This is a genomic window from Mesorhizobium sp. LMG17149, from assembly GCF_024518695.1.
Classification (GTDB): Bacteria; Pseudomonadota; Alphaproteobacteria; order Rhizobiales; family Rhizobiaceae; genus Mesorhizobium.
In genome coordinates, this window is sequence record NZ_JANIFL010000011.1 from 92298 (window position 1) to 117496 (window position 25199).

General features: G+C 64.0%; 23 protein-coding genes, 1 tRNA gene and 2 pseudogenes. 17 read left to right on the forward strand and 9 right to left on the reverse strand.

The features are described from left to right. Positions 1–289: 289 nt before the first annotated feature. A tRNA-Gly gene (locus NP945_RS24265) sits at positions 290–364 on the reverse strand. Between the two features lie 244 nt (positions 365–608). Here NP945_RS24265 and NP945_RS24270 point away from each other — a divergent pair. The 4 genes from NP945_RS24270 to NP945_RS24285 all read left to right on the forward strand — a co-directional run bounded on the left by NP945_RS24270 (position 609) and on the right by NP945_RS24285 (position 3217). After that, on the forward strand, positions 609–1106 hold the full coding sequence (locus NP945_RS24270; RefSeq protein ID WP_127271756.1) for a prolyl-tRNA synthetase associated domain-containing protein: 498 nt from the start codon (positions 609–611) through the stop codon (positions 1104–1106). Positions 1107–1190: 84 nt separating this feature from the next. After that, positions 1191–2192: a thioredoxin gene (trxA, locus tag NP945_RS24275; protein ID WP_256747746.1), complete on the forward strand. Its 1002-nt coding sequence runs from the start codon at positions 1191–1193 to the stop codon at positions 2190–2192. Positions 2193–2293: 101 nt separating this feature from the next. Further along, on the forward strand, positions 2294–2965 hold the full coding sequence (locus tag NP945_RS24280; protein WP_023810888.1) for an LON peptidase substrate-binding domain-containing protein: 672 nt from the start codon (positions 2294–2296) through the stop codon (positions 2963–2965). A 9-nt stretch (positions 2966–2974) separates the two neighbouring features. Then, entirely contained in the window at positions 2975–3217 is a 243-nt protein-coding gene (locus NP945_RS24285) for a Trm112 family protein (protein ID WP_256747747.1), read from the forward strand. A 222-nt stretch (positions 3218–3439) separates the two neighbouring features. On the opposite strand, the gene NP945_RS24290 is transcribed toward NP945_RS24285, so the two are convergent. The 3 genes from NP945_RS24290 to NP945_RS24300 are packed head-to-tail and all read right to left on the reverse strand — an operon-like array spanning position 3440 to position 9241. Next, a complete protein-coding gene (locus NP945_RS24290) occupies positions 3440–6790 on the reverse strand; it encodes an error-prone DNA polymerase (RefSeq protein ID WP_256747748.1) in 3351 nt (1116 codons plus the stop codon). Further along, a complete protein-coding gene (locus tag NP945_RS24295; RefSeq protein WP_256747749.1) occupies positions 6787–8262 on the reverse strand; it encodes a DNA polymerase Y family protein in 1476 nt (491 codons plus the stop codon). The genes NP945_RS24290 and NP945_RS24295 overlap by 4 nt, the downstream gene beginning before the upstream one ends. After that, positions 8204–9241: a hypothetical protein gene (locus NP945_RS24300; protein WP_256747750.1), complete on the reverse strand. Its 1038-nt coding sequence runs from the start codon at positions 9239–9241 to the stop codon at positions 8204–8206. Before NP945_RS24300 ends, NP945_RS24295 begins: the two co-directional genes overlap by 59 nt. Positions 9242–9424: 183 nt before the next feature. On the opposite strand from NP945_RS24300, the gene NP945_RS24305 reads away from it, so the two are divergent. Together NP945_RS24305 and NP945_RS24310 are read left to right on the forward strand one after the other, a co-directional pair. After that, positions 9425–9847, forward strand: a complete 423-nt coding sequence (locus NP945_RS24305) for a metallopeptidase family protein (RefSeq protein WP_023763026.1) — start codon at positions 9425–9427, stop codon at positions 9845–9847. Positions 9848–10097: 250 nt separating this feature from the next. Beyond that, a pseudogene (locus tag NP945_RS24310) lies at positions 10098–10378 on the forward strand (helix-turn-helix domain-containing protein). 21 nt (positions 10379–10399) lie between these two features. Here the strand turns inward: NP945_RS24310 and NP945_RS24315 are convergent. Together NP945_RS24315 and NP945_RS24320 are read right to left on the reverse strand one after the other, a co-directional pair. Beyond that, positions 10400–10606: a DUF1737 domain-containing protein gene (locus NP945_RS24315; protein ID WP_127261267.1), complete on the reverse strand. Its 207-nt coding sequence runs from the start codon at positions 10604–10606 to the stop codon at positions 10400–10402. A 45-nt stretch (positions 10607–10651) separates the two neighbouring features. Next, positions 10652–11527, reverse strand: a complete 876-nt coding sequence (locus tag NP945_RS24320) for a CoA ester lyase (protein WP_256747751.1) — start codon at positions 11525–11527, stop codon at positions 10652–10654. Between the two features lie 535 nt (positions 11528–12062). On the opposite strand from NP945_RS24320, the gene NP945_RS24325 reads away from it, so the two are divergent. The 4 genes from NP945_RS24325 to NP945_RS24340 are packed head-to-tail and all read left to right on the forward strand — an operon-like array spanning position 12063 to position 17085. Next, on the forward strand, positions 12063–13601 hold the full coding sequence (locus NP945_RS24325; protein WP_256747752.1) for a DUF4173 domain-containing protein: 1539 nt from the start codon (positions 12063–12065) through the stop codon (positions 13599–13601). A gap of 3 nt (positions 13602–13604) precedes the next feature. Further along, entirely contained in the window at positions 13605–14297 is a 693-nt protein-coding gene (locus tag NP945_RS24330; RefSeq protein ID WP_127271328.1) for a response regulator transcription factor, read from the forward strand. Continuing rightward, positions 14288–15889, forward strand: coding sequence for an ATP-binding protein (locus tag NP945_RS24335; RefSeq protein ID WP_256747753.1), 1602 nt, complete (start codon positions 14288–14290; stop codon positions 15887–15889). The genes NP945_RS24330 and NP945_RS24335 overlap by 10 nt, the downstream gene beginning before the upstream one ends. A gap of 29 nt (positions 15890–15918) precedes the next feature. Continuing rightward, positions 15919–17085, forward strand: a complete 1167-nt coding sequence (locus tag NP945_RS24340; protein ID WP_256747754.1) for an FAD-binding oxidoreductase — start codon at positions 15919–15921, stop codon at positions 17083–17085. A 193-nt stretch (positions 17086–17278) separates the two neighbouring features. Here the strand turns inward: NP945_RS24340 and NP945_RS24345 are convergent, their stop codons facing one another. Continuing rightward, positions 17279–17704, reverse strand: a complete 426-nt coding sequence (locus tag NP945_RS24345; protein ID WP_127271072.1) for a GNAT family N-acetyltransferase — start codon at positions 17702–17704, stop codon at positions 17279–17281. Positions 17705–17831: 127 nt separating this feature from the next. Between NP945_RS24345 and leuD the strand changes: the two genes are divergently transcribed. The 6 genes and pseudogenes from leuD to NP945_RS24375 all read left to right on the forward strand — a co-directional run bounded on the left by leuD (position 17832) and on the right by NP945_RS24375 (position 22117). Then, positions 17832–18437 (forward strand): 3-isopropylmalate dehydratase small subunit, encoded by a 606-nt coding sequence (gene leuD / locus NP945_RS24350; RefSeq protein WP_023810900.1) that lies wholly within the window; start codon positions 17832–17834, stop codon positions 18435–18437. Between the two features lie 83 nt (positions 18438–18520). Continuing rightward, the gene (locus NP945_RS24355) at positions 18521–19450 is read left to right on the forward strand and encodes a hypothetical protein (protein ID WP_127271323.1); all 930 of its coding nucleotides are present in this window, start codon (positions 18521–18523) and stop codon (positions 19448–19450) included. A gap of 173 nt (positions 19451–19623) precedes the next feature. Further along, entirely contained in the window at positions 19624–20007 is a 384-nt protein-coding gene (locus NP945_RS24360; protein WP_256747755.1) for a RidA family protein, read from the forward strand. A 13-nt stretch (positions 20008–20020) separates the two neighbouring features. Further along, a pseudogene (locus NP945_RS24365) lies at positions 20021–20371 on the forward strand (VOC family protein). Between the two features lie 161 nt (positions 20372–20532). Next, positions 20533–21636 carry a 3-isopropylmalate dehydrogenase gene (gene leuB, locus NP945_RS24370; protein ID WP_256747756.1) on the forward strand — a complete coding sequence of 368 codons (1104 nt, stop codon included), beginning with the start codon at positions 20533–20535 and terminating at the stop codon, positions 21634–21636. A 4-nt stretch (positions 21637–21640) separates the two neighbouring features. Next, entirely contained in the window at positions 21641–22117 is a 477-nt protein-coding gene (locus tag NP945_RS24375; protein ID WP_256747757.1) for a GNAT family N-acetyltransferase, read from the forward strand. Here NP945_RS24375 and NP945_RS24380 read toward each other — a convergent pair. Both NP945_RS24380 and NP945_RS24385 read right to left on the reverse strand, forming a co-directional pair. Next, positions 22114–22785: a DUF805 domain-containing protein gene (locus NP945_RS24380; RefSeq protein ID WP_256747758.1), complete on the reverse strand. Its 672-nt coding sequence runs from the start codon at positions 22783–22785 to the stop codon at positions 22114–22116. The genes NP945_RS24375 and NP945_RS24380 overlap by 4 nt on opposite strands. Before the next feature lie 73 nt (positions 22786–22858). Next, entirely contained in the window at positions 22859–23572 is a 714-nt protein-coding gene (locus NP945_RS24385; protein ID WP_256747759.1) for a DUF805 domain-containing protein, read from the reverse strand. A 135-nt stretch (positions 23573–23707) separates the two neighbouring features. On the opposite strand from NP945_RS24385, the gene NP945_RS24390 reads away from it, so the two are divergent. Further along, positions 23708–25123, forward strand: a complete 1416-nt coding sequence (locus NP945_RS24390; RefSeq protein ID WP_256747760.1) for a glycosyltransferase — start codon at positions 23708–23710, stop codon at positions 25121–25123. The last annotated feature ends 76 nt before the right edge of the window (positions 25124–25199 follow it).

Genomic DNA, 25199 nt, shown 5'->3' on the forward strand with positions numbered 1-25199 from the left:
GCCGCTGGAGGTCGCTCGCGCCCGATTCGCGGTCTCGGCCGTCAGGATCGCGAAATGGAAGCGAAAGCCGTTGGCCGATTATCCATGGCATATCGATCGCCCTAGACGCAAATTCCGGAGCCGCCTCGCTCTACGCGCGGACAACCTGTTGAGGCTCAACACCCAGGTCGGATGGGCAGCCCTACGTTCCCGGCTTCGGCTGGAAACGTCGTCCCCCCACTCCCGGCGCCAGATAGCAAAAAGGCCCGGTTACCCGGGCCCTTTATGCTTTTCAAATCTAAAGAAGATTTGGAGCGGGTGAAGCGATTCGAACGCTCGACCCCAACCTTGGCAAGGTTGTGCTCTACCCCTGAGCTACACCCGCTCGCACGGCGCTTGGCCGCAAGCCGGGCCTATATGGCTGAAGAGCGCGGCGATTGCAACAGGGAAATCGCAGGCTTTTTGCGACACGATGCGCGGGGCCGGCAAGCCGCCGGCGGGCGCGTGAGTGGCGGGCGGCGGGGCGCCAGCGCGAAGGCCGGTGCCGCTCACCATGATGTCGCATGACGGTCTTGTGTCGGCTGCCCCATTGGCCGTAAACGGCTGGCTTGAGAAACGGGACGAAACCGATGCCGAAGACCGAAGCCGATTTGATGGCCTTTCTTGCCGAACTCGGCATTGCCACGTCGACGAAGCGCCACCCGCCGCTCTATACCGTCGCCGATTCGCAGGCACTGCGCGGCGAGATCGCCGGCGGGCACACGAAAAACCTGTTCCTGAAGGACAAGAAGGACAATTTCTTCCTGGTCACCGTCGGCGAGGACGCGGTCGTCGACCTGAAGCAGATCCACCAGGTGATCGGCGCCGCCAGCCGGGTTTCCTTCGGAAAGCCGGAGATGCTGATGGAGCTGCTCGGCGTCACACCGGGCGCCGTCACGGTCTTTGGCGTCATCAACGACACGGCAAACAGGGTCAAGCTCGTGCTCGACAAGGATTTGATGGAGCATGCGGTCATCAATGGGCATCCGCTGACCAATGAGGCGACGACATCGATCGCGGCGCGCGACCTGATCAGATTCGTCGAGGCAACCGGGCACGATGCTGCTATCTTGAAAGTCTCCGTGTGATCGCCACATGGATGGCTTGAGTCAGATGGTCTGAAGCATAGGGCGCCTGGCCGCCGGCCGGCGGCGCCACGGAAGGGTAGAGAGATGAGCGACAACAATCCGTTCGGCGGCTCCTTTGGCGGCAATGGCGGCCAGTACACCACCTCGGTGCAGTATGGTGGAGCCGCGCCGGCGCCGGCGAAAGTCGCGCTTGGCGATGCGCCCGCCGCTCCCGCCGATGTGATCAAGGACACGACGACGGCTGCCTTTGCCGCCGATGTCATCCAGGAATCGCGCCGCCAGCCGGTGCTGGTCGATTTCTGGGCGCCCTGGTGCGGGCCTTGCAAGCAGTTGACGCCGCAGTTGGAGAAGGCGGTCAAGGCCGCCGGCGGCAGGGTCAAGCTGGTCAAGATGAACATCGACGACCATCCCTCGATCGCCGGCCAGCTCGGCATCCAGTCTATCCCGGCGGTCATCGCCTTCAAGGACGGCCAGCCGGTCGATGGCTTCATGGGCGCCATCCCGGAGAGCCAGATCAACGAATTCATCACCAAGGTCGGCGGCAAGGGCAACGGCGCGCCGCCAGTGGCCGAAGCCCTGGCCGCGGCCATTGAGGCGCGCGCCGCCGGCGACATGCAGACCGCGGCCGACATTTATGACGCCATCCTGGCGCAGGCGCCGGAGACGATCGAGGCGATCGCCGGACTGGGCGAACTGTTGTTCGACGCCGGCGACACGGAAGGCGCCGAGGCGCTTTTGGCAACAGCCCCGGAGGCCAAGAAGGATGCGCCGCCGCTGGCAGCCCTGCGCGCCAGGATGGCGGTTGCGGCGCAGACGGCGGCTCTCGGCAATCCAGCCGAGTTCGAGCGCCGGCTGGCGGAAAATCCCGGAGATCACCAGGCGCGCTTCGATCTGGCCATGATCCAGAACGCCAACGGCGACCGTACGGCCGCGGCCGACAATCTGCTGGCCATCATCAAGGCCGACCGGGCCTGGAACGAGGATGGCGCCAGGACGCAATTGCTGCAGCTGTTCGAGGCCTGGGGCATGACCGACGAGGCGACGCTGGCGGCGCGCCGCAAATTGTCGGCATTGCTGTTTTCCTGAGCCGGCTGCCGGTTGTTTTGCCGCACGGGCTTGGCGTCGGCGACGACTGCGCCAGATTAGCTGGTATGACGCGCTTCTGGTGAAGCGATCGGAGGAATATGGTGCAAGCGGGAAACGCGCATTACCGGCTCGCCAAGGATTTGCCGTCGACGATCCCGATCTTTCCGCTCGAGGGTGCGCTTTTGCTGCCGGGAGGCCGCATGCCGCTCAACATCTTCGAGCCGCGCTATCTGCAGATGGTGGACGAGGCGATTGCCGGCTCGCGGCTCATCGGCGTCATCCAGCCCAGTCTCGATGGCGCCTTGCGCGGCGATGGCGAGCCGGAGCTCTGCAATGTCGGTTGCGCCGGGCGCATCATCGCCTTCTCCGAAAGTGGCGACGGCCGCTACCTGATTTCGCTGCAGGGCGTGTGCCGGTTCCGCATCGCTCACGAATTGACGGTCAAGACGCCGTTTCGCCAGTGCAAGCCCGCGCCTTTCCTTGCCGATCTCGACGAGGATCAGGCGGACAACGAGATCGACCGGCCATCGCTGCTCAAGGCATTTCGCGCCTATCTGCAGGCCAACGATCTGGAGGCCGACTGGGAAAGCGTCAGCCGGGCCGAAAATGCCATGCTGGTCAATGCGCTGTCGATGATGGCGCCCTACGGGCCGGCCGAGAAACAGGCGCTGCTCGAGGCGGCGGATCTCAAGACCCGGGCCGAGACGCTGATCGCCATCACCGAAATGGCGCTGGCGCGCGAGAATGAGGACTTTGGCTCGAGCCTACAATGAGAGGTTGCGATGGCGGCGGACGGACGTGAGGAGAGGAAGGTTGACCCCAAGCTGCTGGAGCTGCTGGCCTGCCCACTGACCAAGGGGCCGCTGGCCTGGGATCCGGAGCGCGGCGAGCTGATTTCCAGGGTCGCCAAGATTGCCTACCCAGTGCGTGACGGCATCCCGATCATGCTGCCTTCCGAGGCGCGGACGCTGTCGGTGGAGGATGTGCTGGCCCCGCCGCCGCCGCGCTTGGGTGGGCCGGGCTGAGTTCTTGCACCACAGACTGGCGAGGTGGGCGGGACAGCGCCCCCCTCTGTCCTGCCGGACATCTCCCCCGCAAGGAGGGAGATCGGATGTTGTCTCGGCTTTCGCTAATCTCCACGGTTGCTGGAATGTGCGAAAGCGCCAAAGCTGCCAATCTCCCTCCTTGCGGGGGAGATGTCCGGACAGAGGGGGGTGCTGTCCCGCCGACACCGAAGTTTTTGCCACCTACTGAAAATTCCGCCCCTTGGGCATGACGCTTTCCGCTTCTTCCGACAGCGTTGCGAGATCCTGACGGATCGGTGCGCTTTGTTTGGCGGGGCTGGAGCGATCCGAACGCTCCTTGGCGAGGTCTCTCGGAGGAACCGCTGGTGCGGCCTCGCTGACCTTCTCCAGAAGCACGGTCAGCCAAGGCGTCAGATCCTCGATCCTCTCGGCGACGATGTGGACCACGCCCGATTCAGACTGCAATTTTCCGGTGACCTTGACGAACCGGGCGCCCATGACGATCGGCCGGTAACGGTCGAAGGTTCTTTGCCAGAAGATGACGTTGGCCACCGCCTTGTCGTCTTCCAGCGTCAAGAAGATCGCGTTGCCCTTGCCGGGGCGCTGCCGCACCAGCACGAGGCCGGCGACGGAGACGCGCCTGCCGTCGCGCACTGAAGGCAGGTTCGCATTGGGGGTGACGCCGGCGCGGTCGAGCCGCTCGCGCAGGAAGGCGACCGGATGCGCCTTCAGCGACAGGCCGAGCGCGCGGTAATCATGGATGACATGCTCGCCGAGCGGCATTTTCGGCAGCCTCGTCTCGGGCTCCAGCTCGCGCAGGCGAAGCGCCGGCTGGTCGAACAGCGGCAGCCTTTCGGCGGCGCTCTTGCCGTCGAGCGCGCGCACCGCCCACAAGGCTTCGCGACGATCGAGGCCGAGCGAGCGGAAGGCATCGGCCTGCGCCAGTTTTTCGATCTCCCCGACATCGAGGCCGGAGCGCAGCCAGACATCCCTGACGGATACATAGCCTGAGCCGCGCCGCTCGACGAAAACCTCCATGCGCTCCTTCGACAGGCCCTTGATCTGGCGGAAGCCGAGCCGGACGGCATGCTTCGTCTCGATGACGCCGCGCATGTCGGCATGGCGCGGGAGGATACGGGCCGGATCGAAAGGCGCTTTCTCCAGCGTGCAGTCCCAGACCGAGAAATTGACGTCGATGTCGCGGATGTCGACGCCATGGTCGCTTGCGTCGCGCACCAGCTGGGCCGGCTGGTAAAATCCCATCGGCTGCGAATTCAGGATCGCGGCGCAGAACACGTCGGGATAGAAGGTCTTGAACCAGCAGGAGGCATAGACGAGCAGGGCGAAGGAAGCGGCATGGCTTTCGGGAAAGCCATATTCGCCAAAGCCCTCAATCTGCTTGAAGCAGCGCTCGGCGAAGTCTCGTTGATAGCCTTTCTTGACCATCCCTTCGACCATCAGCGTTTCATAGTTTTTGATCATGCCACTGCGCTTAAAGGTGGCCATAGCGCGTCTTAGCTTATCCGCCTCACCGGGCGAGAAGCCCCCGGCATCGATCGCGATCTTCATTGCCTGCTCTTGAAACAACGGCACACCGAGGGTTCGCTCCAGAATGGCTTGAAGTTCCTTGCTCGGATACTCGACCTTCTCCTTTCCCTGCCGTCGACGAAGGTAGGGGTGCACCATATCGCCCTGGATAGGACCGGGTCGCACGATCGCCACTTCGATGACCAGATCATAGAATGTGCGGGGCCTGAGACGCGGCAGCATCGACATCTGGGCACGCGATTCAATCTGAAAGACGCCCAATGTGTCGGCACGGCAGATCATGTCGTAAACGCGGCTATCCTTTTGCGGAATTGTCGCAAGGGTCAGCCGCCGGTCATACTTGTCCCTTACTCCGTAGTGGGTTTCCAGCAGATCGAAAGCACGCCTCAGGCAAGACAGCATGCCAAGCGCCAGCACATCGACTTTGAGGATGCCGACATTATCCAGGTCATCCTTATCCCATTCGACCATCTTGCGTTCGTCCATCGCCGTCTTGACGATGGGCACGATCTCATCGAGCCGGTCTTTGGTGATGACGAAGCCGCCGACATGTTGCGACAGATGACGGGGAAAGCCCATGATATCGTTGGAGCGTTCGATCACCAGTTTTGCCAGCGGGTCGGTGCGGTTGATGCCGCCAGCGTGAGCCTCCTTCTCGCCAAGTTCGGAGGTCGACCAACCCCAGATCGTGCTCGCCAAAGCGCTTCTGACATCTTCCGACAGGCCCATTGCCTTAGCCACTTCGCGTAGCGCCGAACGGCCGCGATAGCTGATGACGGCTGCGGCCAAGGCTGTGCGTTTGGCGCTGTATTTATTGTAGATATAGGCGATGACCTCATCACGCCTCTCATGTTCGAAGTCGACATCGATGTCTGGAGGTTCGTCGCGCTCCGTTGAAACAAAGCGCTCGAAAAGAACGTCCAGAAGGCCAGGATCTACCTCCGTAATCTCCAGACAATAGCAGATGACGGAGTTTGCGGCGGAGCCGCGACCCTGACACAGAATGCCGACCTCTTCCGAACGCGCGAACCGAACGATGTCGCGAACGGTGAGAAAATAACGGGCGTATTTCTTCTGACCGACAATTTCGAGTTCGTGCCGGATGAGTCCTTCCACTTTGTCAGGGATGCCCTCGGGGTAACGTTTCCTGGCGCCCTCCCAAGTCAATCTCTCCAGTTCCGTCTGCGGGTCGACGCCTGCTTCGGTCGTCTCCTCTGGATAGTTGTGCTTCAGCTCCTCAAGGGAAAAACCCAGGCTTTCCGCAAACCGCAGCGTCTCGGCCAGCGCCTGCGGATGCCTGCGGAACAGGCGCGCCATCTCCATTGGCGGCTTCAGATGGCGCTCGGCATTGGCGGTGAGTTGCAGCCCGACCTCGGCGACGGGCGTGTTGAGGCGGATCGCGGTCAGCACGTCCTGCAGCGGGCGCCGTTCGGCCGTGTGGTAGAGAACGTCGTTGGTCGCCATCAGCGGAATACCGACGCTCTCAGCAAGCGCCGCGGCCTGCTCGATGCGGAAACGGTCATTGCCGGCGTAGTCGGGCGAAACGCCAAGCCGCAGGTTCCTGCCGAAGCGGCCTTTGAGGTCTCGAAGCAGGGGAAGACTATCTTGCGCGCCCGCCGACAGATCGGGCAGGATCGCCAGCGACATCAGATCCCCCCATTCGAGGAGGTCGCCGCGCTGGAGAAGGGTGGCGCCCTTTTCGCTCTCGTCGCGCAGATTGGCCTGGGTGAGCATGCGGCAGAGGTGTCCCCAGCCCTTGCGATCCTGGGGATAGGCGAGAATGTCCGGCGTGCCGTCCCCGAAAACCAGCCGGCAGCCGGGGTGATAGGAGAGTTTTTCGACCTTGGCCTGCTGCCAGGCGCGCACCACGCCGGCCACTGTGTTGCGGTCGGCAAGCCCGATCGCCGAGAAGCCCAGGAGCTTGGCCGCGACCACCAGCTCCTCCGGCTTGGAGGCGCCGCGCAGGAAGGAGAAATTCGACTGGATGCCGAACTCGGCATAGGGAATGACGGTCAGCGCGTTCATGCGAAGACACCATGCATGAACCAGCGCGGCGGTACCTGCGTGTTGCCGTAAAGACCTTGCCGGTAGAGCCAATAGCGGCGGCCATCGGCGTCCTCGATACGGAAATAGTCGCGCGTCGATGCCGCCTCGTCGCTTGGCGCTTCCCGCCACCATTCGGCGGCGATGCGTTCCGGCCCTTCGGCGCGCGTGACCCGGTAGAGCGCGCGCCGCCAGCGGAAGTTCAGCGGTGGTCCTTCCGGCATTTCAGTGGCCGGCACATCGATGGGTTCGGGCGAGCGGAACAGCCGGATTGGCCGTTCCGGCGGAAAAATGGTTTGTGGCGCCTGCAGCCTGCCGGGCTTTTTCGGCGGCGTGGTCCGGCGCGGCGCTTCGGTGAAGGGGATCGTGGCGACAGCACGCTCCGGCAGATGGCTCTCGACCGCGACCGGCCGGAGAACCGCGCCCTCGCCGAGCCGGGCGCGGATGCGGTCGGCGAACAGCGCGATATCGGCGCCATCGTCGATCGTTTCACCAGTCAGATCAGCCTGCTGCATGTCGAAGGTGGCTGCCGCCAACACCGAGAGCCGCACCAGATCGAAACCATAGCCGGCATCGATATCCTGCTCGAGCGCGGCCAGCCTCTCATGGAACAGTTTCTGGATCAGCATGGGTTCGCGCATCGGCCGCGAGGTGCCGATGGCGATGCGGCTGACGGCGCCGTCGACGCGAAAGAGCAGCAGCGCCAGCGTCCTGGCACCCTCGCCGCGGCGTTCGAGGTCGGTTTTCAAGGTCGCCGCCAGCATGCCCACCAGCCGTTCGATGTCCTCGGTCAGGGTGACGGGTTCGGCGAGGTGGCGTTCGACCGAAAGCGGCGCGACGGGAAGGCGCGGCGACACCGCTTCGTCGAGACGGCCAAGCGCCTGGTCGAGGCGCAGGAGCAGCAAGGCGCCAAAGCGGCGGGCGAGCGGCGCGCGCGGTGCCGCCATGACGGCGCCCGCCGTGCGCAGGCCTACACTTTCCAGGCTGGTGCGGGTCGCCGGCTCGATGCGCAGCGCGGCCAGGGGCAGGGGTGCCAGCAGCGCTTCCTCCTCGCCTGACACAATGATGCGGTCGCCGCAAAAGCGTGCCGCCGCCCAGGCCGCACCCGGTGTCGCGGCAAGCCCGGCGCGGACATCGAAACCCTGATGGAAGAAGCGCGACAGGATGTCGTCCAGCATGGCGCGCTCGCCGCCGAACAGATGGGTGCAGCCGGTGACGTCGAGAAACAGGCCGTCTGTCCCGTCCAGCGCCACCAGCGGGGTGTAGCGGTCGCACCAGTCGGCAAGGCCTTCGAGCAGTCGGCGGTCGGCTTCCGGATCCGCCTCGACGATGTCGATCGACGGATGCATGGCGCGCGCATCGGCGATGCCCATGTCGCGCTTCAGGTGCAGCGCCTCAGCCCGCTCGTCGAGGGCCGAGATGCGCTGCGCGTTGCGGTCGCGATGGCTGATCACGAGCGGCGGGTGAGAGAGGTGATCCGACGGCCGGGAACGCCAGGACCGCCCCAGACGCTGGCGCAGGATCCTTTCCGCCGCCAGATAGGGAAACCACAGGGACAGGATTCTTTGTCCGGTCTCTTCCCTCGCTCCCTTTTTCGTCGCCCCATCTTTCGTCGAATGCGCGTTCATCGGGGTTCCACTCCAGTGTGAATTGTCCAGGCAGGGCTGTGCGGCTCTTGCCGATGGTGAGGGCGAAGGCCGGGCGGCCGATCGAGCCGGCCAGCGGCCCGGCGATGGTGTCGCGCGGCACCGCCGGCGCCGAGGCGACGATGAGGCGGACAGGGGCGGCCGTCGGTTCGGGTTCGGCCGCCTGCCGCAGCAGGAACACCGGCCGGCCGGCCGCTTGCGCCCTTGCATGCAGCCGGCGTGTCGCGGTCAGGTCCAGCCGCTGCGGATTGCCGCGGATTTCCAGGATGACCGCGGCGAGCGCTGTCATCCGGGCCGCCTCCTCGGCGACCCACAGCGCATCGACAAGCCTTGGCGCCTCGGAAAACAGCAATTGCTCCGGCTCGATGCCGAACGAGGCGTGAAGCCCCCTTGCATAGGGAAAGCCGGCCTCGCGAAAAATCTCCGATGTGCCGATCCACAGCACCGGCAGCCCCGGCGTTTGCTTGAGGATCAGGCTGGTGAGCGACAAAGCGAAGCCGGCGACGGCCCCGGCATCGCGGGTTTCGCTGCCATGGATTTCACTCAGGGCGGCCTTCGGCAGGCCGCCGCTTAGGGCGGCGTCGAGGCGCTCGACACCGATAGGCAGAAACGCATCCGGCAACGCCGCGGCAATGCCACGCCGGACGATTGTGAGATCGGTGTTGGCGTCGGCATTAAAGGGCGCGGCGGCCGGCGCAGCCAAGCGCTCGGGCAGCGTTCCCTCGATTTTCGCGATCTGGCGGCGCAGGGCAAAAACAGTCTCCCGCGCCACGGCGGTCATCGCCATGACGGTCAGCTTCCACTCACAATTGTTCCTGTTATGTTCCCTATAGATTCCAGAGGGTGACCCAGGAGTCAAGCAGAGTCATGGGGAATTTATTCCTCTCGGCAGGGATGGCGCAGGCGCATCGGCCCGTTCATTTGCCGATTCCGGTGCGAAAGCCTATATGCCGGGATCAAAGGACAAAGCATGGCCCGCATCTACAAGACCCGCACCTGGCACGACGAACTCTCGCCCTCGATGGACGAAATGGAGTTCCTGGCGCTGGAGGCTTACGCGCATCTGCCGGAGGATTTTCGCAAGCTGACCGGCGAGATCGTCATCCAGATCGCCGAGTTTCCGACCGACGAGATCATGGACGACCTGTCGCTGGAGACGCCCTTCGACCTGCTCGGCCTGTTCGAGGGACGCGGCATCGCCGAACGCTGGAATCCGCAGACCGGCGAGGGCCCGAACCGCATCACGCTCTACCGCCGCGCCATCCTCGACTACTGGTCCGAGAACGAGGAAACGCTTGGCGACATCGTCACCCACGTGCTGATCCACGAGATCGGCCACCATTTCGGCCTGTCGGACGATGATATGGAGAAGATCGAAGAGGCGGCGGAATAGCCCCACACCTTCGTCATCCTAGGGCGGAGCAAGGAGCGAAGCGACGCAGCGCAGACCCTAGGATCCATGCCGTGATCTTGGTACAGTGCTCCATCGGTGCAGGACTGAAAGCTTACCATCCGGTTTCGGCGAAAACAGGCTCTAATCCTGATCTGCTATGCCCCTCGGCGAAGGTCACGGCATGGATCCTAGGGTCTCCGCAGTCGCTTTGCGACTGCTGCGCCCTAGGATGACGAAGGGAGTCGTGACAATGGAACGTCAGAGCTTTGAAAATGTCTGGGATGCGCTGGAAGATACTCCGGCCGAGGCTGCCAATATGGCCATGCGCTCCAATTTGCTGATCGCGATTGAACAGCGGGTGCGGAGCTGGAAAATTACCCAGGCCGAAGCAGCCGAGCGGCTCGGAATCACGCAGCCGCGCCTTAGCGACCTCTTGCGGGGCAGGATCGCGAATTCAGCCTGGACACGTTGATCAACCTTGCCACACAGGCCGGACTTACAGTGCGCCTTGATATTGCCGAGGCTGCCTAATCCGCATGCAAGGCGCTGTCCCTACCAGTCGCTGAGCTTCGTATCGGGTCCGTATTCCTGGCCGTCGATATCCTTGACCACGGCCTGGCCGCAACGCATCGTTTTGGCCTTCTTGTCGTAGGCATAGGTCGGCGAGCCGAACAGGTGCCAGCCCTTGTTCAGCGCCGCCGTCACCTTGTGGCAGAAGCTGGCATCGTCCGGAGCGGACAGAAAGCGGTAGAGTTTCATTGTTCAATTCCTGTCGTGAGTAGCCATAGCCCATCCATCGAGCATTTATGACCCGATGGCGGCTGCCTTCGCCAGCAGTTTTTCGGCCTGCGCCAGATGCAGGCGCTCGACCATCCTGCCGTTCAGCGCGATCACGCCCTTGCCGGCATTCTCGGCGAGCGCGAAGGCTTCCTTCACCGAGCGCGCCTCGGCCACGGCTTCCGTGGACGGCGCGAAGGTGCGGTTGGCGGCTTCGATCTGGGCCGGGTGGATGAGGCTCTTGCCGTCGAAGCCCATGGCCGCGGCTTCCGCGCATTCATGGGTGAAAGCGTCGAGGCTGCGAAAATCGTTGGAGACGCCGTCGAGCATGTCGATGCCGCCGGCGCGCGCGGCCAGCACCATCTGCATCAGCCATGGCACGAGGTAGCGTCGGTCAGGCGTTGCCAGAATGCCGGTCTCCTTGACCAGATCATTCGTTCCGGCAACGAAACAACTGAGCCGCGAGGCCGGGTCACGGCCAAGCTCGGCGATGGCGCCGATGTTGAGCAGCGCCTTGGGCGTCTCGATCATCGCCCACAGTTTCACGCTATCGGGGACAAAATTGTCGTCGAGCACATCGCCGGCCTCGAGCAGGTCGCGCGGCGTGTCGACCTTGGGCAACAGAATGCCGTCGGGCTCGCAGCCTGCGGCAGCCAGCAGGTCGTCGGCGCCCCATTCGGTTGCCAGAGCATTGATGCGCACGATCATCTCGCAGCGTTCGTTGGGGCGGTTGGCGAAAATGCCGGCCAGTTTTTCGCGAGCGCCGATCTTGTCGGCCGGGGCGACGGCATCCTCGAGGTCGATGATGACTGCATCGCAGGCAAGCTGCGCGATCTTAGCCAGCGCCTTGTCGTTGGAAGCCGGGATGTAGAGCACGGAGCGGCGCGGGCGATAGGTTTCCATGGGTGATCTATGCCGCTTGTGGGTGGGTGAGGCAAGCGCGCAGGGCTGTGCCTGAGGCGAGCCAATCGCGAAAGCTGGTGCTGCCCCTCACTGTCCTGCCGGACATCTCTCCCCGTAAACGGGGCGAGAGGAGCTGGCGGCAACGCCGGCGCCTTTCTTGCGACGCTGGAGATTGGCGAAACCGGCGACAAGAGCGTCCCTCGCCCCGTTTACGGGGAGAGGATGCCGGCAGGCAGGTGAGGGGCAGCGCCGACGTTAGAAAGATGGCGAATTCGACCTCAACAATTGCCTGCACGAAAACTGCACAGGCCTGCGGAAAACCTCCTCCGATCCGCCTCACCCTTTCCCCACCGGCCTGACAAACAGACGGCATGCAAAACCGAGCAAAACCCCGATGGTCCCTGCCTTACCGGCTGCGCCGCGAAGACTGGTGGTTGGCCGATCCGCCGCGCGCGAATCCCACGGCGATCCTCATTCCCTTTGTCCGCAACAGCCCGCCGGCAACCCGGCGGGACGCCATCAGGAAAGCCCGATCATGACAGCGTTGCTCTCCGCCGCGCCGAGCTATTGCAGCCGCTTCGGTGTCGCCATCCTGCTGGCGGCACTTGCGGATTTCCTGTTCTACGGCCAGCCCGCCGGGATCACGGTTTTCCTGTTCGCCCTGCTGATTGCCGCCGCGGTTGTCGCCGTGCATCCGGCGGCTTTCAGCGACGGTCGGGTGTGGCTCAAGCCCATCGCCTTGCTTGTCGCGCTGCTGCCGCTGGCTGAAAACGTCAGCACCCTGTCGGTTTCGATCGCGCTGGCGGCGCTGACCGTCTTTGCCCTTTCGCTGAGCGGGCGGCTGCGGCACAGCATCGCCCGCATTGCCGGGCAGATCGTGCTGTTCGGGCTGGCGGCGCCGTTCCGCTTCGCCAATGATTTCATCCGCTGGCGCAGGACGGCGCGGCGGTTCGGCCGGCGGCGCATCCGGCTGGCGGCGATCGCTGTCTGGGTGATGCCGCTGACGCTGGGCGCGGTCTTCCTGGCGCTGTTCGGCGCCGCCAATCCGGTGATCGACTACTGGCTGTCGCTGATCGACCTCGTGAGGCTGCTCGATCTTATCCAGCTGGCGCGGATTGCCTTCTGGCTGTTCGTGCTCGCCGCTGTCTGGGCTTTTCTGCGGCCGCGCCTGCCGCGCCTCGTTCGCCGCATCCCGCGCGCGGCGCCGGCCGTCAGCGCTCAAGCCGACAAAACCGCCACCACCATCGAAGACATCCTGTTCGGCAAGGCCGCCATCCTGCGCGCCCTGATCGTCTTCAACATCCTGTTTGCGCTGCAGACGGCGCTCGACGCCACCTATCTGTGGGGCGGGGCCGCCCTTCCCGACGGGCTGAGCTACGCGGCCTACGCGCATCGCGGCGCCTATCCCCTGATCGTCACCGCGCTGCTTGCCGCCGGCTTCGTGCTGGCAGCGCTGCGGCCAGGCAGCGAGACATCGGCCGATCCGTTCATCCGCCGGCTGGTCTATGCCTGGGTGGCGCAGAACATCATGCTGGTCATTTCGTCGATCCTGCGGCTCGACCTCTATGTCGGCATCTATGCATTGACCTACTGGCGCGTCGCCGCCTTTGTCTGGATGGGGCTGGTGGCAGCAGGCCTTGCCCTGATCATTGCCCGCATCGCGCTTAGAAAATCCAACGAATGGCTGCTCTCCGCCAATCTTCTGACGTTATCTCTGACGCTTTATGCCGGCTGTTTCATCAATTTTGCAGCGACGATCGCCAACTACAATGTCGACCATTCCCTCGAAATGACCGGCCAGGGCATTCCCCTAGACGCCTGGTATCTTCACTCGCTCGGTCCAGGCGCGTTTCCCGCACTCGATCGCTTCCTCGAGCAGCAGGGCAAGACGGCGGCCGCCGGCACTGTCCGCGAACTGGCTGGCGTGCGCGGCAGCGATGAAATCTGGTATCGAACTATCCAGCAGAACTGGCGGGCCTGGAGCTTTCGCGACTGGCGGCTGCTTCGATATCTCGACACCAAGGGGCCGTTCGTGATTCCCTCCGCTATCGAACCTTCCATGCCGGGCCGCTGATCCATGCCGCATCACATCCTCGTCGCCGACGATGACCCGCACATCCGCGAGGTGATCTGCTTTGCGCTGGAAAAGGCCGGCATGAAAACGACAGGGGTGGCCGACGGTGCCGCCGCCCTGCAGGCGATCGGACGCCGGGCGCCGGACCTCGTCGTGCTCGATATAGGCATGCCGGAAATGGACGGGCTGGAGGTCTGCCGGCGGCTGCGGCACACATCCGATGTGCCGGTGCTGTTCCTGTCCGCGCGCGACGAGGAGATCGACCGCATCCTCGGGCTCGAAATGGGCGGCGACGACTATGTGACGAAACCATTCAGCCCGCGCGAACTGGTCGCCCGCGTCAACGTCATCCTGCGGCGCGCCCGCCCGGCGGCGGCCGAACCGGTCGACAACAGGCAGTTTTCGCATGGCAAATTGGCTCTGGCGCCGGCCAGCCATGCCGCCAGCTTCGACGGCAAGGCGCTTGCCCTGACGGGGATCGAATTCTCGATCCTGAAGGGGTTCCTGGCGCGGCCCGCGCATGTGCTCGACCGCGACGCGGTGATGGCCAGCGCCTATGCCGCAAACATCCATGTCGCCGGCCGCACCGTCGACAGCCATATCCGCAACATCCGCGCCAAGCTGGCAGCAGTGGGTTGCCTGGATGCCATCGAGACCGTGCATGGCGTCGGCTTCCGGCTTGGCCGATGCGGCTGACGACTTCCGGCAAATGGATCGGCCGCAAGTGGCGGCCACGGCTTGCCACGGTCGTCGTCGCCATCCTGATCATGGTGATGGCCCTGCCATTGGTCGGCTTGTTCTTCTTCCGCCTCTACGAGAACCAGTTGATCCGCCAGACCGAAGCGGAGCTGATCGCGCAAGGCGCGGCCATCGCCGCCATCTATGCGCAGGATGTGCGCGACGCCGGCATTGCGGCGGACAAGCTCGGCGCGCCGATGCCGGGGCCAGGCGGGGATTCAAGCCGAAGCGTCAATCCGGGCCCGCTGTACAAGCCGATCGAGCCGCAACTCGATCTCGCCTCCGACTATGTGCTGCCGACCCGGCCGGCGGCGATGCCGGCCACCCCGGATCCGGCCTTCGCGGCGATCGGCGTGCGCCTGTCCGGTATTCTCGACGCCACGCAGAAAACCACGCTGGCCGGCTTCCGGCTGCTCGATCCCCGGGGCGTCGTCATTGCCGGGCGCGGCGAGGTCGGCCAGTCGCTCAGTGCGGCCGAAGAGGTGCGCACAGCACTTGCCGGTCACTATGCCAGCGCGCTCAGGCTGCGCATTCCCGACCAGCCGACGCCACCGCTCTATTCGGTCAGCCGCGGCACCAAGGTGCGTGTCTTCGTCGCCCTGCCGGTCGCTGTCGGCGGCAAGGTCGCCGGCGTCGTCTATGTGTCGCGGACGCCCAACAACATCATCAAACATCTCTATGGCGAACGCGGCAAGGTGACGTTGGCGGCGATCGCCATTCTCGGCGGCACGCTGCTCATCGGCCTGGTTTTCCTGCGCACCGTCAGCCGGCCGATCTATGCGCTGATCGACCGAACCGAGCGCATCGCCGCCGGCGACCGCGCGGCGATCAGGCCGCTCGACCATCACGGCACGCGAGAGATGGCGGAGCTTTCCGCCGCCTTCCTCGACATGGCCGAAAAACTGCAGGCGCGTTCCGACAGCATCCAGACGTTCGCCACCCATGTCTCGCATGAGCTCAAATCGCCGTTGACGGCGATCCAGGGCGCGGCCGAACTGCTGCGCGATTCCGGTGACGCGATGGACGATACGGAGCGGCGGCGCTTTTCAGACAATATCGTCACCGATGCGGGACGGCTCAATCTGCTGGTTCGCCGCCTGCTCGACCTGGCGCGCGCCGAAAACCTGGCGCCGAGCGGCGAAAGCACATCGCTCGGTGCGGCGCTGGCGCTGCTGCCCGTCGACAACAGGCTGGCGGTTCGCGTCGGAGCCGGCGGCGAAATCGGCTTGCGCATATCGGCCGAGAACGCGGCTATCGTGCTGGCCAATCTCATCGACAATTCGGCCAGGCACGGCGCGACGGCGGTTTCTGTCTCGGCTACGAGCGCCGGCGGCAAGGCGAGCATCCTGGTCAGCGACGACGGCGCCGGCATTTCGCCGAGCAACCGGGCGCGCATCTTCGAACCGTTCTTCACCACGCGGCGCGAGCAGGGCGGCACCGGCATGGGGCTCGGCATCGTGCTGGCCCTCCTGAAAGCGCATGATGGTATGATCGCGCTGGTTGACAGCGAACGCGGCACGCGCTTCGAGATCATTCTGCCGGTGGCGTGAAGGACACCATCGGCCGGATCGGAGAGAACATGCGCTACGACATCGTCATCATCGGCGGAGCCATCGTCGGCTCCTCGGTCGCCTACTATCTGCGCGAGCAAGGGTTTTCCGGCACGATCGCGCTGGTCGAGCGTGATCCGCAATTCGCGCATGCGGCAACGACGCTGTCCATGGCCTCGATCCGCCAGCAATTCTCGATCCCGGAAAACATCCGCCTGTCGCAGTTCACGCTGAAGCTGTTCCGGCGGCTGAAGGAAGAGTTCGGCGCCGACGCCGATATCGGCTTTCGCGAAGGCGGCTACCTCATCCTTGCCGGCGAGGACGGCTTGCCGATCCTCAAGAGCAATCACGAGGCGCAGATGGCCGAGGGCGCCGACATCGTGCTCGAGGATGCCGACCAGCTTACGCGCCGGTTCCCGTGGCTGTCGACCGAGGGCATTTCAGCCGGCGCCTATGGCCGCACCGGCGAAGGCTGGTTCGACGCGCATGCGATGCTGACGCTGTTCCGCAAGGCGCTGCGGCAGAAGAAAGTCGATTTCATCACCGCCGATGTCACCGCCATCGCGCGCGACGGCAATCGCGTCACCGGCGTGAGCCTCGGCAATGGCGAGACGCTGGAGGCTGGCATCGTCGTCAACGCCGCCGGCCCGAACGCCGGCAAGGTGGCTGCCATGGCCGGGCTTGAGCTGCCGGTCGAGCCGCGCAAGCGCAATGTCTTCGTCTTCGAGGCGCGCGAGAAATATGCCGACATGCCGCTGCTGGTCGATCCCTCCGGCATCTATGTCCGTCCGGAAGGCTCGGTCTACCTCACCGGCGGCGCCGAACCGGAGGAAGGCGACTGCGCACCCGATCCCGGTGACTTCGAGGTAAACTGGCCGCTGTTCGAAGAGGTGATCTGGCCGGTGCTGGCGACCCGCATTCCCGCCTTCGAGGCAATCAAGCCGACCCGCGCCTGGGCCGGCCACTACGACTACAACACGCTCGACCAGAACGCGGTGATCGGCCCGCATCCCGAAGTCGGCAATTTCCTGTTCGCCAACGGATTCTCCGGCCATGGCCTGCAGCAGGCGCCGGCGGTCGGCAAAGCGCTGGCCGAACTGATCGTGCATGGCGGCTATCGCACGGTGGATTGTTCGGCGTTTGGCTATGGTCGTGTGGCTGAGGGGCGGGCGTTCCGGGAATTGAATGTGATTTGAGCGTTGGCGTTTCCTTCTCCCCCTGTGGGAGAAGGTGTCGCCGAAGGCGACGGATGAGGGGTGTTCCAGGGAACGCCAACGCCTCACTCCGCTGGAACACCCCTCATCCGTCTCGGCGCTGCGCGCCGATCCACCTTCTCCCACAGGGGGAGAAGGCAAGGCGCGCTTCTCTCGTTCCCCAACCAGAGAGATCTCAGCCCTTGCGGTCGAACCAGAATGCATCCGCCATGCGCTTCATGCCGATACGTTCGTAGAAGCCGACGGCGTCGGGCATGGAGATCAGGCTGATGGCGACCGACGGTCCAAGCTGCCGGCGCGCCTCGTCCATCAGGCCCTTGCCGATGCCGAGCCCCTGTGCCGATCGGGAAACGGCGAGTTCGGAGATGTAGCAGACCCAGGAGAAGTCGGTGATGCCTCTGATTACGCCGACCAGCGGCTTGCCTTCGACGTCAAGACGCGCGGTCAGCACCAGATTGGCGCCCGACAGCATCGCCCGCAGGCGTGCTTCATCATCGACCGGCCGTGTCTCGCCGAGGCCGGATTCGACCAGCACACGCCGGAATTCGGCGATGTCGAGCGCGGGTTCACGCGCATAGAGGACGTGTGCGTTTTCTGCCATGGCCGCCAGACTGCACCATCGGGCTGGCTTGTGCCACCGTGCACGAACAGTTGCCTTTTATTTGCTGCCGGCTTTGTGTAAACCGTGCCTCAGCAATCCCCCCGCAACGAAAACACGGGCAAAAGCCATGGAAAAGTTCACCAAGCTCACCGGCGTCGCCGCTCCGATGCCGATCGTCAATGTCGACACCGACATGATCATCCCGAAGGATTACCTCAAGACGATCAAGCGCACCGGGCTCGGCACCGGCCTGTTCGCCGAAATGCGCTACAAGGATGACGGCTCGGAAAATCCGGATTTCGTGCTCAACAAGCCGGCCTACCGCAAGGCGCAGATCCTGGTTGCCGGCGACAATTTCGGCTGCGGTTCCAGCCGCGAGCACGCACCATGGGCGCTGCTCGACTTCGGCATTCGCTGCGTCATCTCGACCTCGTTCGCCGACATTTTCTACAACAACTGCTTCAAGAACGGCATTTTGCCGATCACCGTCAGCCCCGAGGATCTCGAGAAGCTGATGGATGACGCCTCGCGCGGTTCCAATGCCACAGTGTCGGTCGACCTCGAAGCCAAGGAAATCCGCGGTCCCGACGGCGGTGTCGTCACCTTCGACCTCGACGACTTCAAGCGGCACTGCCTGCTCAACGGTCTCGACGACATCGGCCTGACCATGGAGAAGGCTGGCGCCATCGCGTCGTTCGAGAAGCGCAACGCCGAACAGCGCCCCTGGGCCTGAGCGGTACACACTCCAGGCGGAGGCCCGGCCGCTTTCAGGCCTTCGTTGCGCCGGGTTCGTTGCGATTGAGTGGAGGGACAGTCTTGACACGTTTGCTTCTTGCCGGCGTTTGCGGGCTGGCCTTGTTGCTGGGGCAGACCGTGAGCGCGTTTGCGCAGACACAGGCACCCGCCACCCAGCCGGCCCCGGCGACGGACCAGCCGTCCGCCGATCAGGGGACGAACGCCGCCGACGCTGCCGATGACGACAAGCAGGCGCCCGTCCCTTTCGAAGGCGGCACGCTGACCATCACCCAGAAGGAACAGTATGGCGAGAAGGTGCTTGCCTATGACGGCCAGCAGCTGGCCAGCAATTATGACGTCTTCTTCGACAAAATAGTCGAGGTCGGCGGCGTCAAGGTGGCGCTGTTCGATGTGGGCGACGGCGGCAATCAATGCGGGCCGGCGACGGTGATCGTCTGGAAACCGGAAGGCGGCACCATCCAGAGCACGACAGTCGAGCAGGACCAGTGCGGCGCACCGCCCTCGGCGGTGTCCGACAACGCCATCTATTTCGTGCCCTATCTGCTGCCGGGGGATGAGAAGCCGGCTTTGCAATGGTCGCCGACCGATGGGCTGACGATTTCGGGCAATCTGACCTACATGCCGGAACCCGGCACGGACTGGAAAGACATCGATCCGGAAAAGTACCAGAACATCATCGACGCCTTCCACAACGAGGCCGTCTACAAGGAAGCGAAAAAGCTTCTCGGCAAGGACATGCCCGACATGGCAACCAGCCTGCTGGTCGGCGGCGGCACGGAAAAGACCGCTTCGGGCACCTTCTACGCCAGCGGCTGCGTGCCGCATGATTGCGGCGGCAATGACGGCTTCATGGCGGTCGACCCGGCCCAGCACAGGCTCTATTTTGCGCGCCGCGGCGACAAGGGCCAGCCGCAGGCGTGGCCTGATGTGGCGACATGGCCGGTCGATGTGAAGGCGGCGTTGGACAAGGCGCTGGGGTCGGCGAACTAAGTATTTTGCGCGACGGCAGCCGCACCGTCGTCGTGCTGCGGAAAAGAATTGTCCGCCGCGATCCTTCACACCCCCGCTGGCATCGAAGGTTTGCACCGCCAATCCAACCATGTTGGCCCATGGTCGGACAGGCGTCTTCCCTGCAAAATGGCCACCAAATCCTGCGAGGCCCCATGCGCACACTCATCTCCACCGGTTCGCCCTTCGAAAAGATCGCCGGCTATTCGCGTGCAGTGGTGCAGGGCGACTGGTGTTTCGTGTCCGGTACGACCGGCTACGACTATGCGACGATGGCGATGCCGGAGACGGTGGAGGCGCAGACGCGCAATTGCCTGGCGACGATCGGCAAGGCGCTTCAGGACGGCGGCTTCGAGATGGCCGACGTGGTGCGGGCGCATTACTACATCACTGACCAGGCCTTCGTGGACGTGGTCTTCCCGATCCTCGGCGAGACGTTCGGCGACATCAGGCCGGCGGCGACGATGATCGTCTGCCAGCTCAACAGATCGGAAATGAAGATCGAGATCGAGGTGACGGCGCTGCGGCGCACGGCTTGAAACGCGACCGACGATGAAAGTCCGGCGCATCGTTGCCAATATCGAGACATCGGATGCCACTGCGGCCAAGCGTTTCTATCAGGATGTCCTCGGCCTCGATGTGCTTATGGACCTTGGCTGGATCGCCACCTACGGCTCGCAAGCAAAGATGGATGTCCAGGTCAGTTTCATGGCGCAAGGCGGCTCCGAAACGCCGGTGCCGGATCTTTCGATCGAGGTCGATGATGTCGATGCGGCGCTCGATGCCATGAAAGCGGCGGGCTTCGCCATCGAATACGGACCGGCCGACGAGCCCTGAGGCGTGCGCCGCTTCTATGTCCGCGATCCGTTCGGCCGGCTGGTCAACATTCTCTCGCATCGGTGAAGGCAAGGCGCTGCAATTTGCGGGAGGCTGGCGGGGCAGAGGGGAGCGCGAAGGATCGCAAACGAACGAGGTTGTTCTTGATCGCTGCGTTACTCCTTGCGCACAACCGGCTTGGCGTTTAGCAAGGCCGCGGTTCAAATTCTTTCCAGGACGGTTTCTCCATGGCAACGAAGCATCTTTTCCTGCTCCCCGGTGACGGCATCGGTCCCGAGGCCATGGCCGAGGTCAAGAAACTGATCGCGGTCATGAACGACAAGCTCGGCAGCGGTTTTGCCACCGATGACGGTCTGGTCGGCGGCTGTGCCTATGACGCGCATGGCGCGGCGATCTCCGATGCCGACATGGAAAAGGCGATGGCGGCCGACGCGGTGCTGTTCGGCGCCGTCGGCGGTCCGAAATGGGATGCTGTACCCTACGAGGTGCGCCCTGAGGCCGGCCTGCTGCGCCTGCGCAAGGACATGGAGCTGTTTGCCAACCTTCGCCCGGCCATCTGCTACCCGGCGCTGGCGGCGTCCTCCTCGCTCAAGCAGGAGGTGGTCGAAGGCCTCGACATATTGATCGTGCGCGAGCTGACCGGCGGCGTCTATTTCGGCGAGCCCAAGCAGATCATCGATCTCGGCAACGGCCAGAAGCGCGGCATCGACACGCAGGTCTACGACACGTTCGAGATCGAGCGCATTTCCGGCGTCGCCTTCGAGCTGGCGCGCACCCGCAAGAACCACGTCACTTCGATGGAAAAGCGCAATGTGATGAAGTCGGGCGTGCTGTGGAACGAGGTCGTCACCCAGACCCACAAGGCGCGCTATTCCGACGTCAAGCTCGACCACATGCTGGCCGATGCCGGCGGCATGCAGCTGGTGCGCTGGCCAAAACAGTTCGACGTCATCGTCACCGACAATCTGTTCGGCGACATGCTGTCCGACATCGCCGCCATGCTGACCGGCTCGATCGGCATGCTGCCGTCGGCCTCGCTCGGCGCGCCTGATGTGAAGACCAAGAAGCGCAAGGCGCTCTACGAACCGGTCCACGGCTCGGCGCCCGACATTGCCGGCAAGGGCATCGCCAACCCGATCGCCATGATCGCGTCCTTCGCCATGTGCCTGCGCTATTCCTTCGGCATGGTCGAGGAAGCCGACCGCGTCGAAAGCGGGATCGCCGCCGTGCTCGACGCGGGCCTGCGGACGAAAGACATCATGTCCGATGGCATGACCGAGGTCGGTACGGTTCAGATGGGCGACGCGATCATCGCCAAATTCCTGGGCTGATACCGTGACGGTCGACGTCCGCTGGGCGACGATCGAGGACGCGACGGCGCTCGCGGCCATATTGTGCGAGATGGCTGTTCACTACCGGCAGCCACCTCTCGATGCCGACCGGGCCCTGTCTGCCGCACGAAAATGGCTTGGCGAGGAAAGCCCGGCCTATCCGCATTTTGCGCTCGCCTTCGTCGACGGCGAGGTCGGCGGCCTGGCGTCGGTGGCGATCGCGCATCCCGGCATCGATCTTGAGCGGCTGCTGTTCCTCAAGGATCTGTTCGTGTGCGAGAAGGTTCGCAACGCCGGCGTCGGCCGGGCGCTGATCGGCTTTCTCGCCGATCATTGCCTGCGCGAAGGCATCGGTCGGATCGACCTGACCACCGAGGACTGGAACGAGGGCGCACTGCGCTTCTACGACCGGCTTGGCGCCGAACGCCATGGCCAGAAGGTCTTTCTCAGGCTTTCGGGCGAGGCGCTGAAAAGCGGCTAGCTCCTGACGCCTGCCGGCACTGGTCCCCAAGGGTTTTCGCCCACCTGGGACGGCAGAAGTCCGAAGACCAGCAAGGCAATGCTGCCAATGGGAGTGATGAAGCCCAGCAGTGCAAACCAGTCGCTCAGACCCGCGTCATGCACACGCCGCACGACGAGGGCAATCGACGGCAGGATCAATCCCGAAAAGAAAACCAGCAAGGGTATGAGCCCTATGGCCCTCATCGGCGTCCTGTCCGCATTGGTTTTGAAGCCATTGAACGCCAGGTCAACGAGTATTCCGAAGCCTAGAAGCGCCAATATCCCGAGGGTGTAGAATAGCCAGAAGGCCCAGAATTCCTTGCGGCGGGCGCGACCTTTGAAATTGCTATAGTCTGCAATTATCGCGCGCCAGAAGTAAGCCCACAGACCCGTGGAATAGGCGGGCCTGCTCTCGGCCGAACGGCGTGGCTGCCGTGGCTGGCCCGTGCTTGGCGATGGCGCTGTCGGGGTGACGGCGACTATATCGTGCGCCGTACCGTCATCCGGTTGAAACTCGACAAGGGCGCCCCTGGCGAGGGTCACCCCCTGATTCAGATCGTTATGGGTGAAGATATAGCGCTTGCCGTCGATACCGTTGATGTATCCGTAATCCTGATCCTGGTCGTAGTGAAGCACCGCACCGCGCATAACCAGCCCCCCATTCACGCTAGCGACGGCGAATGCTACCCAAGGTTGGGTACGATTGCAATATGCACGCAAACTATATTCTGACGCCCGCAGGCACCGGCCCCCACTGGTTTTCCCTGGCCTGTGTCGGGATCAGCGCGAAGACCAGGATGATCAGGCTGCCGATGGTCGGGATCAGGATCAGCAGGCAGAGCCAGCCCGACAGGCCGATGTCGTGCAGCCGGCGCACGATCATGCCGAGGCTGGGAAGAATTGTCGCCAGCAGGAACGTGCCGCACAACCCGACCGTTATCGCGCCCGAGATATCACTGTCGAAACCGCCCATATCCATATCGGTGTACAGGCCGATGCCGCCGATGATCAGCAGGCAAACCGTCCAGAACAGGCAGTAGCCCCAATACTCCTTGCGGCGGGCGCGTCCGGCGAAATTGAAATAGTTCTGCGTCACGCCGCGCCAGAAATAGCCCCAGAGATCACTGGGCTCCGCTATCTCGGAAGATCGACCGAAATGCTGCGCAGGAGACGGGGCCGCTGCAGGCGGAACGCTGGCCTGGGCCGGTGCGGCCTTGATGCCGGGGTCTGCGGCCGCCGGAGGGGCGGTCGCAGCAGCGATCGAAAAGACGTCGCGCGCCTGGCCGCCGCCCGGCTGGAACTCGACGGCCGTGCCGTTGGGCATGGCGGTCTGCCGGCGCAGGTTCTCGCGGGTGAAGGTGTAACGGTTGCCGTCGGCCCCGGATATGAAGCCGAAGCCCTGGATCTCGTCATAGTGAAGCACTTCGCCGCGCATTTGCCACCCCCGCTCGCCATGTCCCGGCCGAAGGTGGCACAGGGCCGAGCCGATGGGCAAGCCGGCATGGCTACCGTCTTCGCGGCAAATGAAGCATAAGGCATCGAGTGCAACCGCCTTCGACAGAAGCAGAACATGACAGTCGAGAGTCCTGACAGTAAAACCGTGATTGAAGATGGAGGGGAAAGAAGACCTCCCAGGCTGGCCATCGACGCCACCGGCCTGACGTTCTGGCCGTCCGGCCAGGGACTTGTCGGCATCCCACGGGTGGAAAGCTTTCTCGTCAGCGCAGCCCTGGCCGATCCCGACGCTAGCGTGGAGGTGGTGGCGTTCCGACCGTGGGAAGGCCGGTTTCGCCCCCTCGCTCCTTTCGAGCAGGACCATGTCGCGACGGGCGAGATTTCACCCTGGCGCCTCAAACGATGGCCTGGGAGACGCACGGCGATGTCGCAGGCCTTCGAAGCGGTGAGGCAGCAGCCATGGGGCAAGCGCGACGCCGACCGCCATCTCGCCAAGACGGTGACCCATGGCCGCAAAGGGATTGCCTATCAGGCGACGAGGCTGCTGATCAGGGCCTATCGTCTGTACCAGCGGGCGCGGATCCAGTCGGCCCCGCGTCAGGTTCCAAGCCAACCGAACGAGACCGAACGCGGCTTTGTCCTGATCAGCCATCACATTCTGACCGGGGATGACCGAACCGCCGTCTCCGGGCGCGCCGGCGGCCTCGCGTTTCTTTGCCACGACCTCATCCCGACACTGCGCCCCGACATGGTTGGTATGAGCCCTGGCGAGGCTCGCTACGGGTCATATCTCGAGCACCTCGTGCGTTCCGGCGCGCCGGCATTTTGTGCATCCGACGAAGTTGGTGCGACGCTGACCGATCATATGCAACAGGCAGGCGTCACGCAGCCGGTGGTATACCGGTTTCCGATGCCGTCCATCCTGTACGAGACGGCTTCGCGCATCGGCCAGACTTCGCGCATCGAGGCCGACGAGCCGTTCGTGCTCTATTGCTCGACCATCGAAGTGCGCAAGAACCACATCCTGCTGGCACGGATATGGCAGCAGGCGCTCGACGAGGACGTCAAGCTGCCGCGGCTCGTCTGCGCCGGGCGCTGGGGCTGGATGATCGATCCGCTGCGCGCCTATCTCAAGGCTCATCCGAGACTGCTCGAGCGGGTTACGTTCACCGGAGCGATCAGCGATGAGGAGCTCATCCGATATTATCGCAGCGCTTCCTTTGGCGTCTTTCCCTCGCATATCGAGGGCTGGGGCTACGGCGCCTCGGAATGTCTCGATTTTGGCATTCCCGTCATCGTCTCGACCGCGCCGTCATTGATCGAGGCGTCCGGCGGCCTGATGCCGGCGATCGATTCGCAGGATCAGCAAGGCTGGTACGCTGCGATCCGCAGGATGGCGGAAGACCCGGACTGGCGCTCATCGCTGACGGAACGCATCGCAAAGCAGCATCGCCCGACGCCGGCATCGGCCAGCTGGGCTGCTATCAAGGCTGGCCTGCAGGCAAGCGCGTCCCTCCGGCCGAAGTCCTAGTGCAATTCTAGGAAAAGTGTGAAGCGGTTTTCCCGGGAAAACGCATAGCGTTTTCCCCTTGGGAATTGCGTCAAAA

Excerpts from the sequence above, each read along its gene's own strand:
- NP945_RS24270 (WP_127271756.1), top strand. The coding sequence starts at position 609 with ATGCCGAAGACCGAAGCCGATTTGATGGCCTTTCTTGCCGAACTCGGC.
- trxA (WP_256747746.1), top strand. The coding sequence starts at position 1,191 with ATGAGCGACAACAATCCGTTCGGCGGCTCCTTTGGCGGCAATGGCGGC.
- NP945_RS24285 (WP_256747747.1), top strand. The coding sequence starts at position 2,975 with ATGGCGGCGGACGGACGTGAGGAGAGGAAGGTTGACCCCAAGCTGCTG.
- NP945_RS24290 (WP_256747748.1), bottom strand. The coding sequence starts at position 6,790 with ATGAACGCGCTGACCGTCATTCCCTATGCCGAGTTCGGCATCCAGTCG.
- NP945_RS24300 (WP_256747750.1), bottom strand. The coding sequence starts at position 9,241 with ATGGCGATGACCGCCGTGGCGCGGGAGACTGTTTTTGCCCTGCGCCGC.
- NP945_RS24305 (WP_023763026.1), top strand. The coding sequence starts at position 9,425 with ATGGCCCGCATCTACAAGACCCGCACCTGGCACGACGAACTCTCGCCC.
- NP945_RS24315 (WP_127261267.1), bottom strand. The coding sequence starts at position 10,606 with ATGAAACTCTACCGCTTTCTGTCCGCTCCGGACGATGCCAGCTTCTGC.
- NP945_RS24320 (WP_256747751.1), bottom strand. The coding sequence starts at position 11,527 with ATGGAAACCTATCGCCCGCGCCGCTCCGTGCTCTACATCCCGGCTTCC.
- NP945_RS24325 (WP_256747752.1), top strand. The coding sequence starts at position 12,063 with ATGACAGCGTTGCTCTCCGCCGCGCCGAGCTATTGCAGCCGCTTCGGT.
- NP945_RS24330 (WP_127271328.1), top strand. The coding sequence starts at position 13,605 with ATGCCGCATCACATCCTCGTCGCCGACGATGACCCGCACATCCGCGAG.
- NP945_RS24335 (WP_256747753.1), top strand. The coding sequence starts at position 14,288 with ATGCGGCTGACGACTTCCGGCAAATGGATCGGCCGCAAGTGGCGGCCA.
- NP945_RS24340 (WP_256747754.1), top strand. The coding sequence starts at position 15,919 with ATGCGCTACGACATCGTCATCATCGGCGGAGCCATCGTCGGCTCCTCG.
- NP945_RS24345 (WP_127271072.1), bottom strand. The coding sequence starts at position 17,704 with ATGGCAGAAAACGCACACGTCCTCTATGCGCGTGAACCCGCGCTCGAC.
- leuD (WP_023810900.1), top strand. The coding sequence starts at position 17,832 with ATGGAAAAGTTCACCAAGCTCACCGGCGTCGCCGCTCCGATGCCGATC.
- NP945_RS24360 (WP_256747755.1), top strand. The coding sequence starts at position 19,624 with ATGCGCACACTCATCTCCACCGGTTCGCCCTTCGAAAAGATCGCCGGC.
- leuB (WP_256747756.1), top strand. The coding sequence starts at position 20,533 with ATGGCAACGAAGCATCTTTTCCTGCTCCCCGGTGACGGCATCGGTCCC.
- NP945_RS24380 (WP_256747758.1), bottom strand. The coding sequence starts at position 22,785 with ATGCGCGGTGCGGTGCTTCACTACGACCAGGATCAGGATTACGGATAC.
- NP945_RS24385 (WP_256747759.1), bottom strand. The coding sequence starts at position 23,572 with ATGCGCGGCGAAGTGCTTCACTATGACGAGATCCAGGGCTTCGGCTTC.
- NP945_RS24390 (WP_256747760.1), top strand. The coding sequence starts at position 23,708 with ATGACAGTCGAGAGTCCTGACAGTAAAACCGTGATTGAAGATGGAGGG.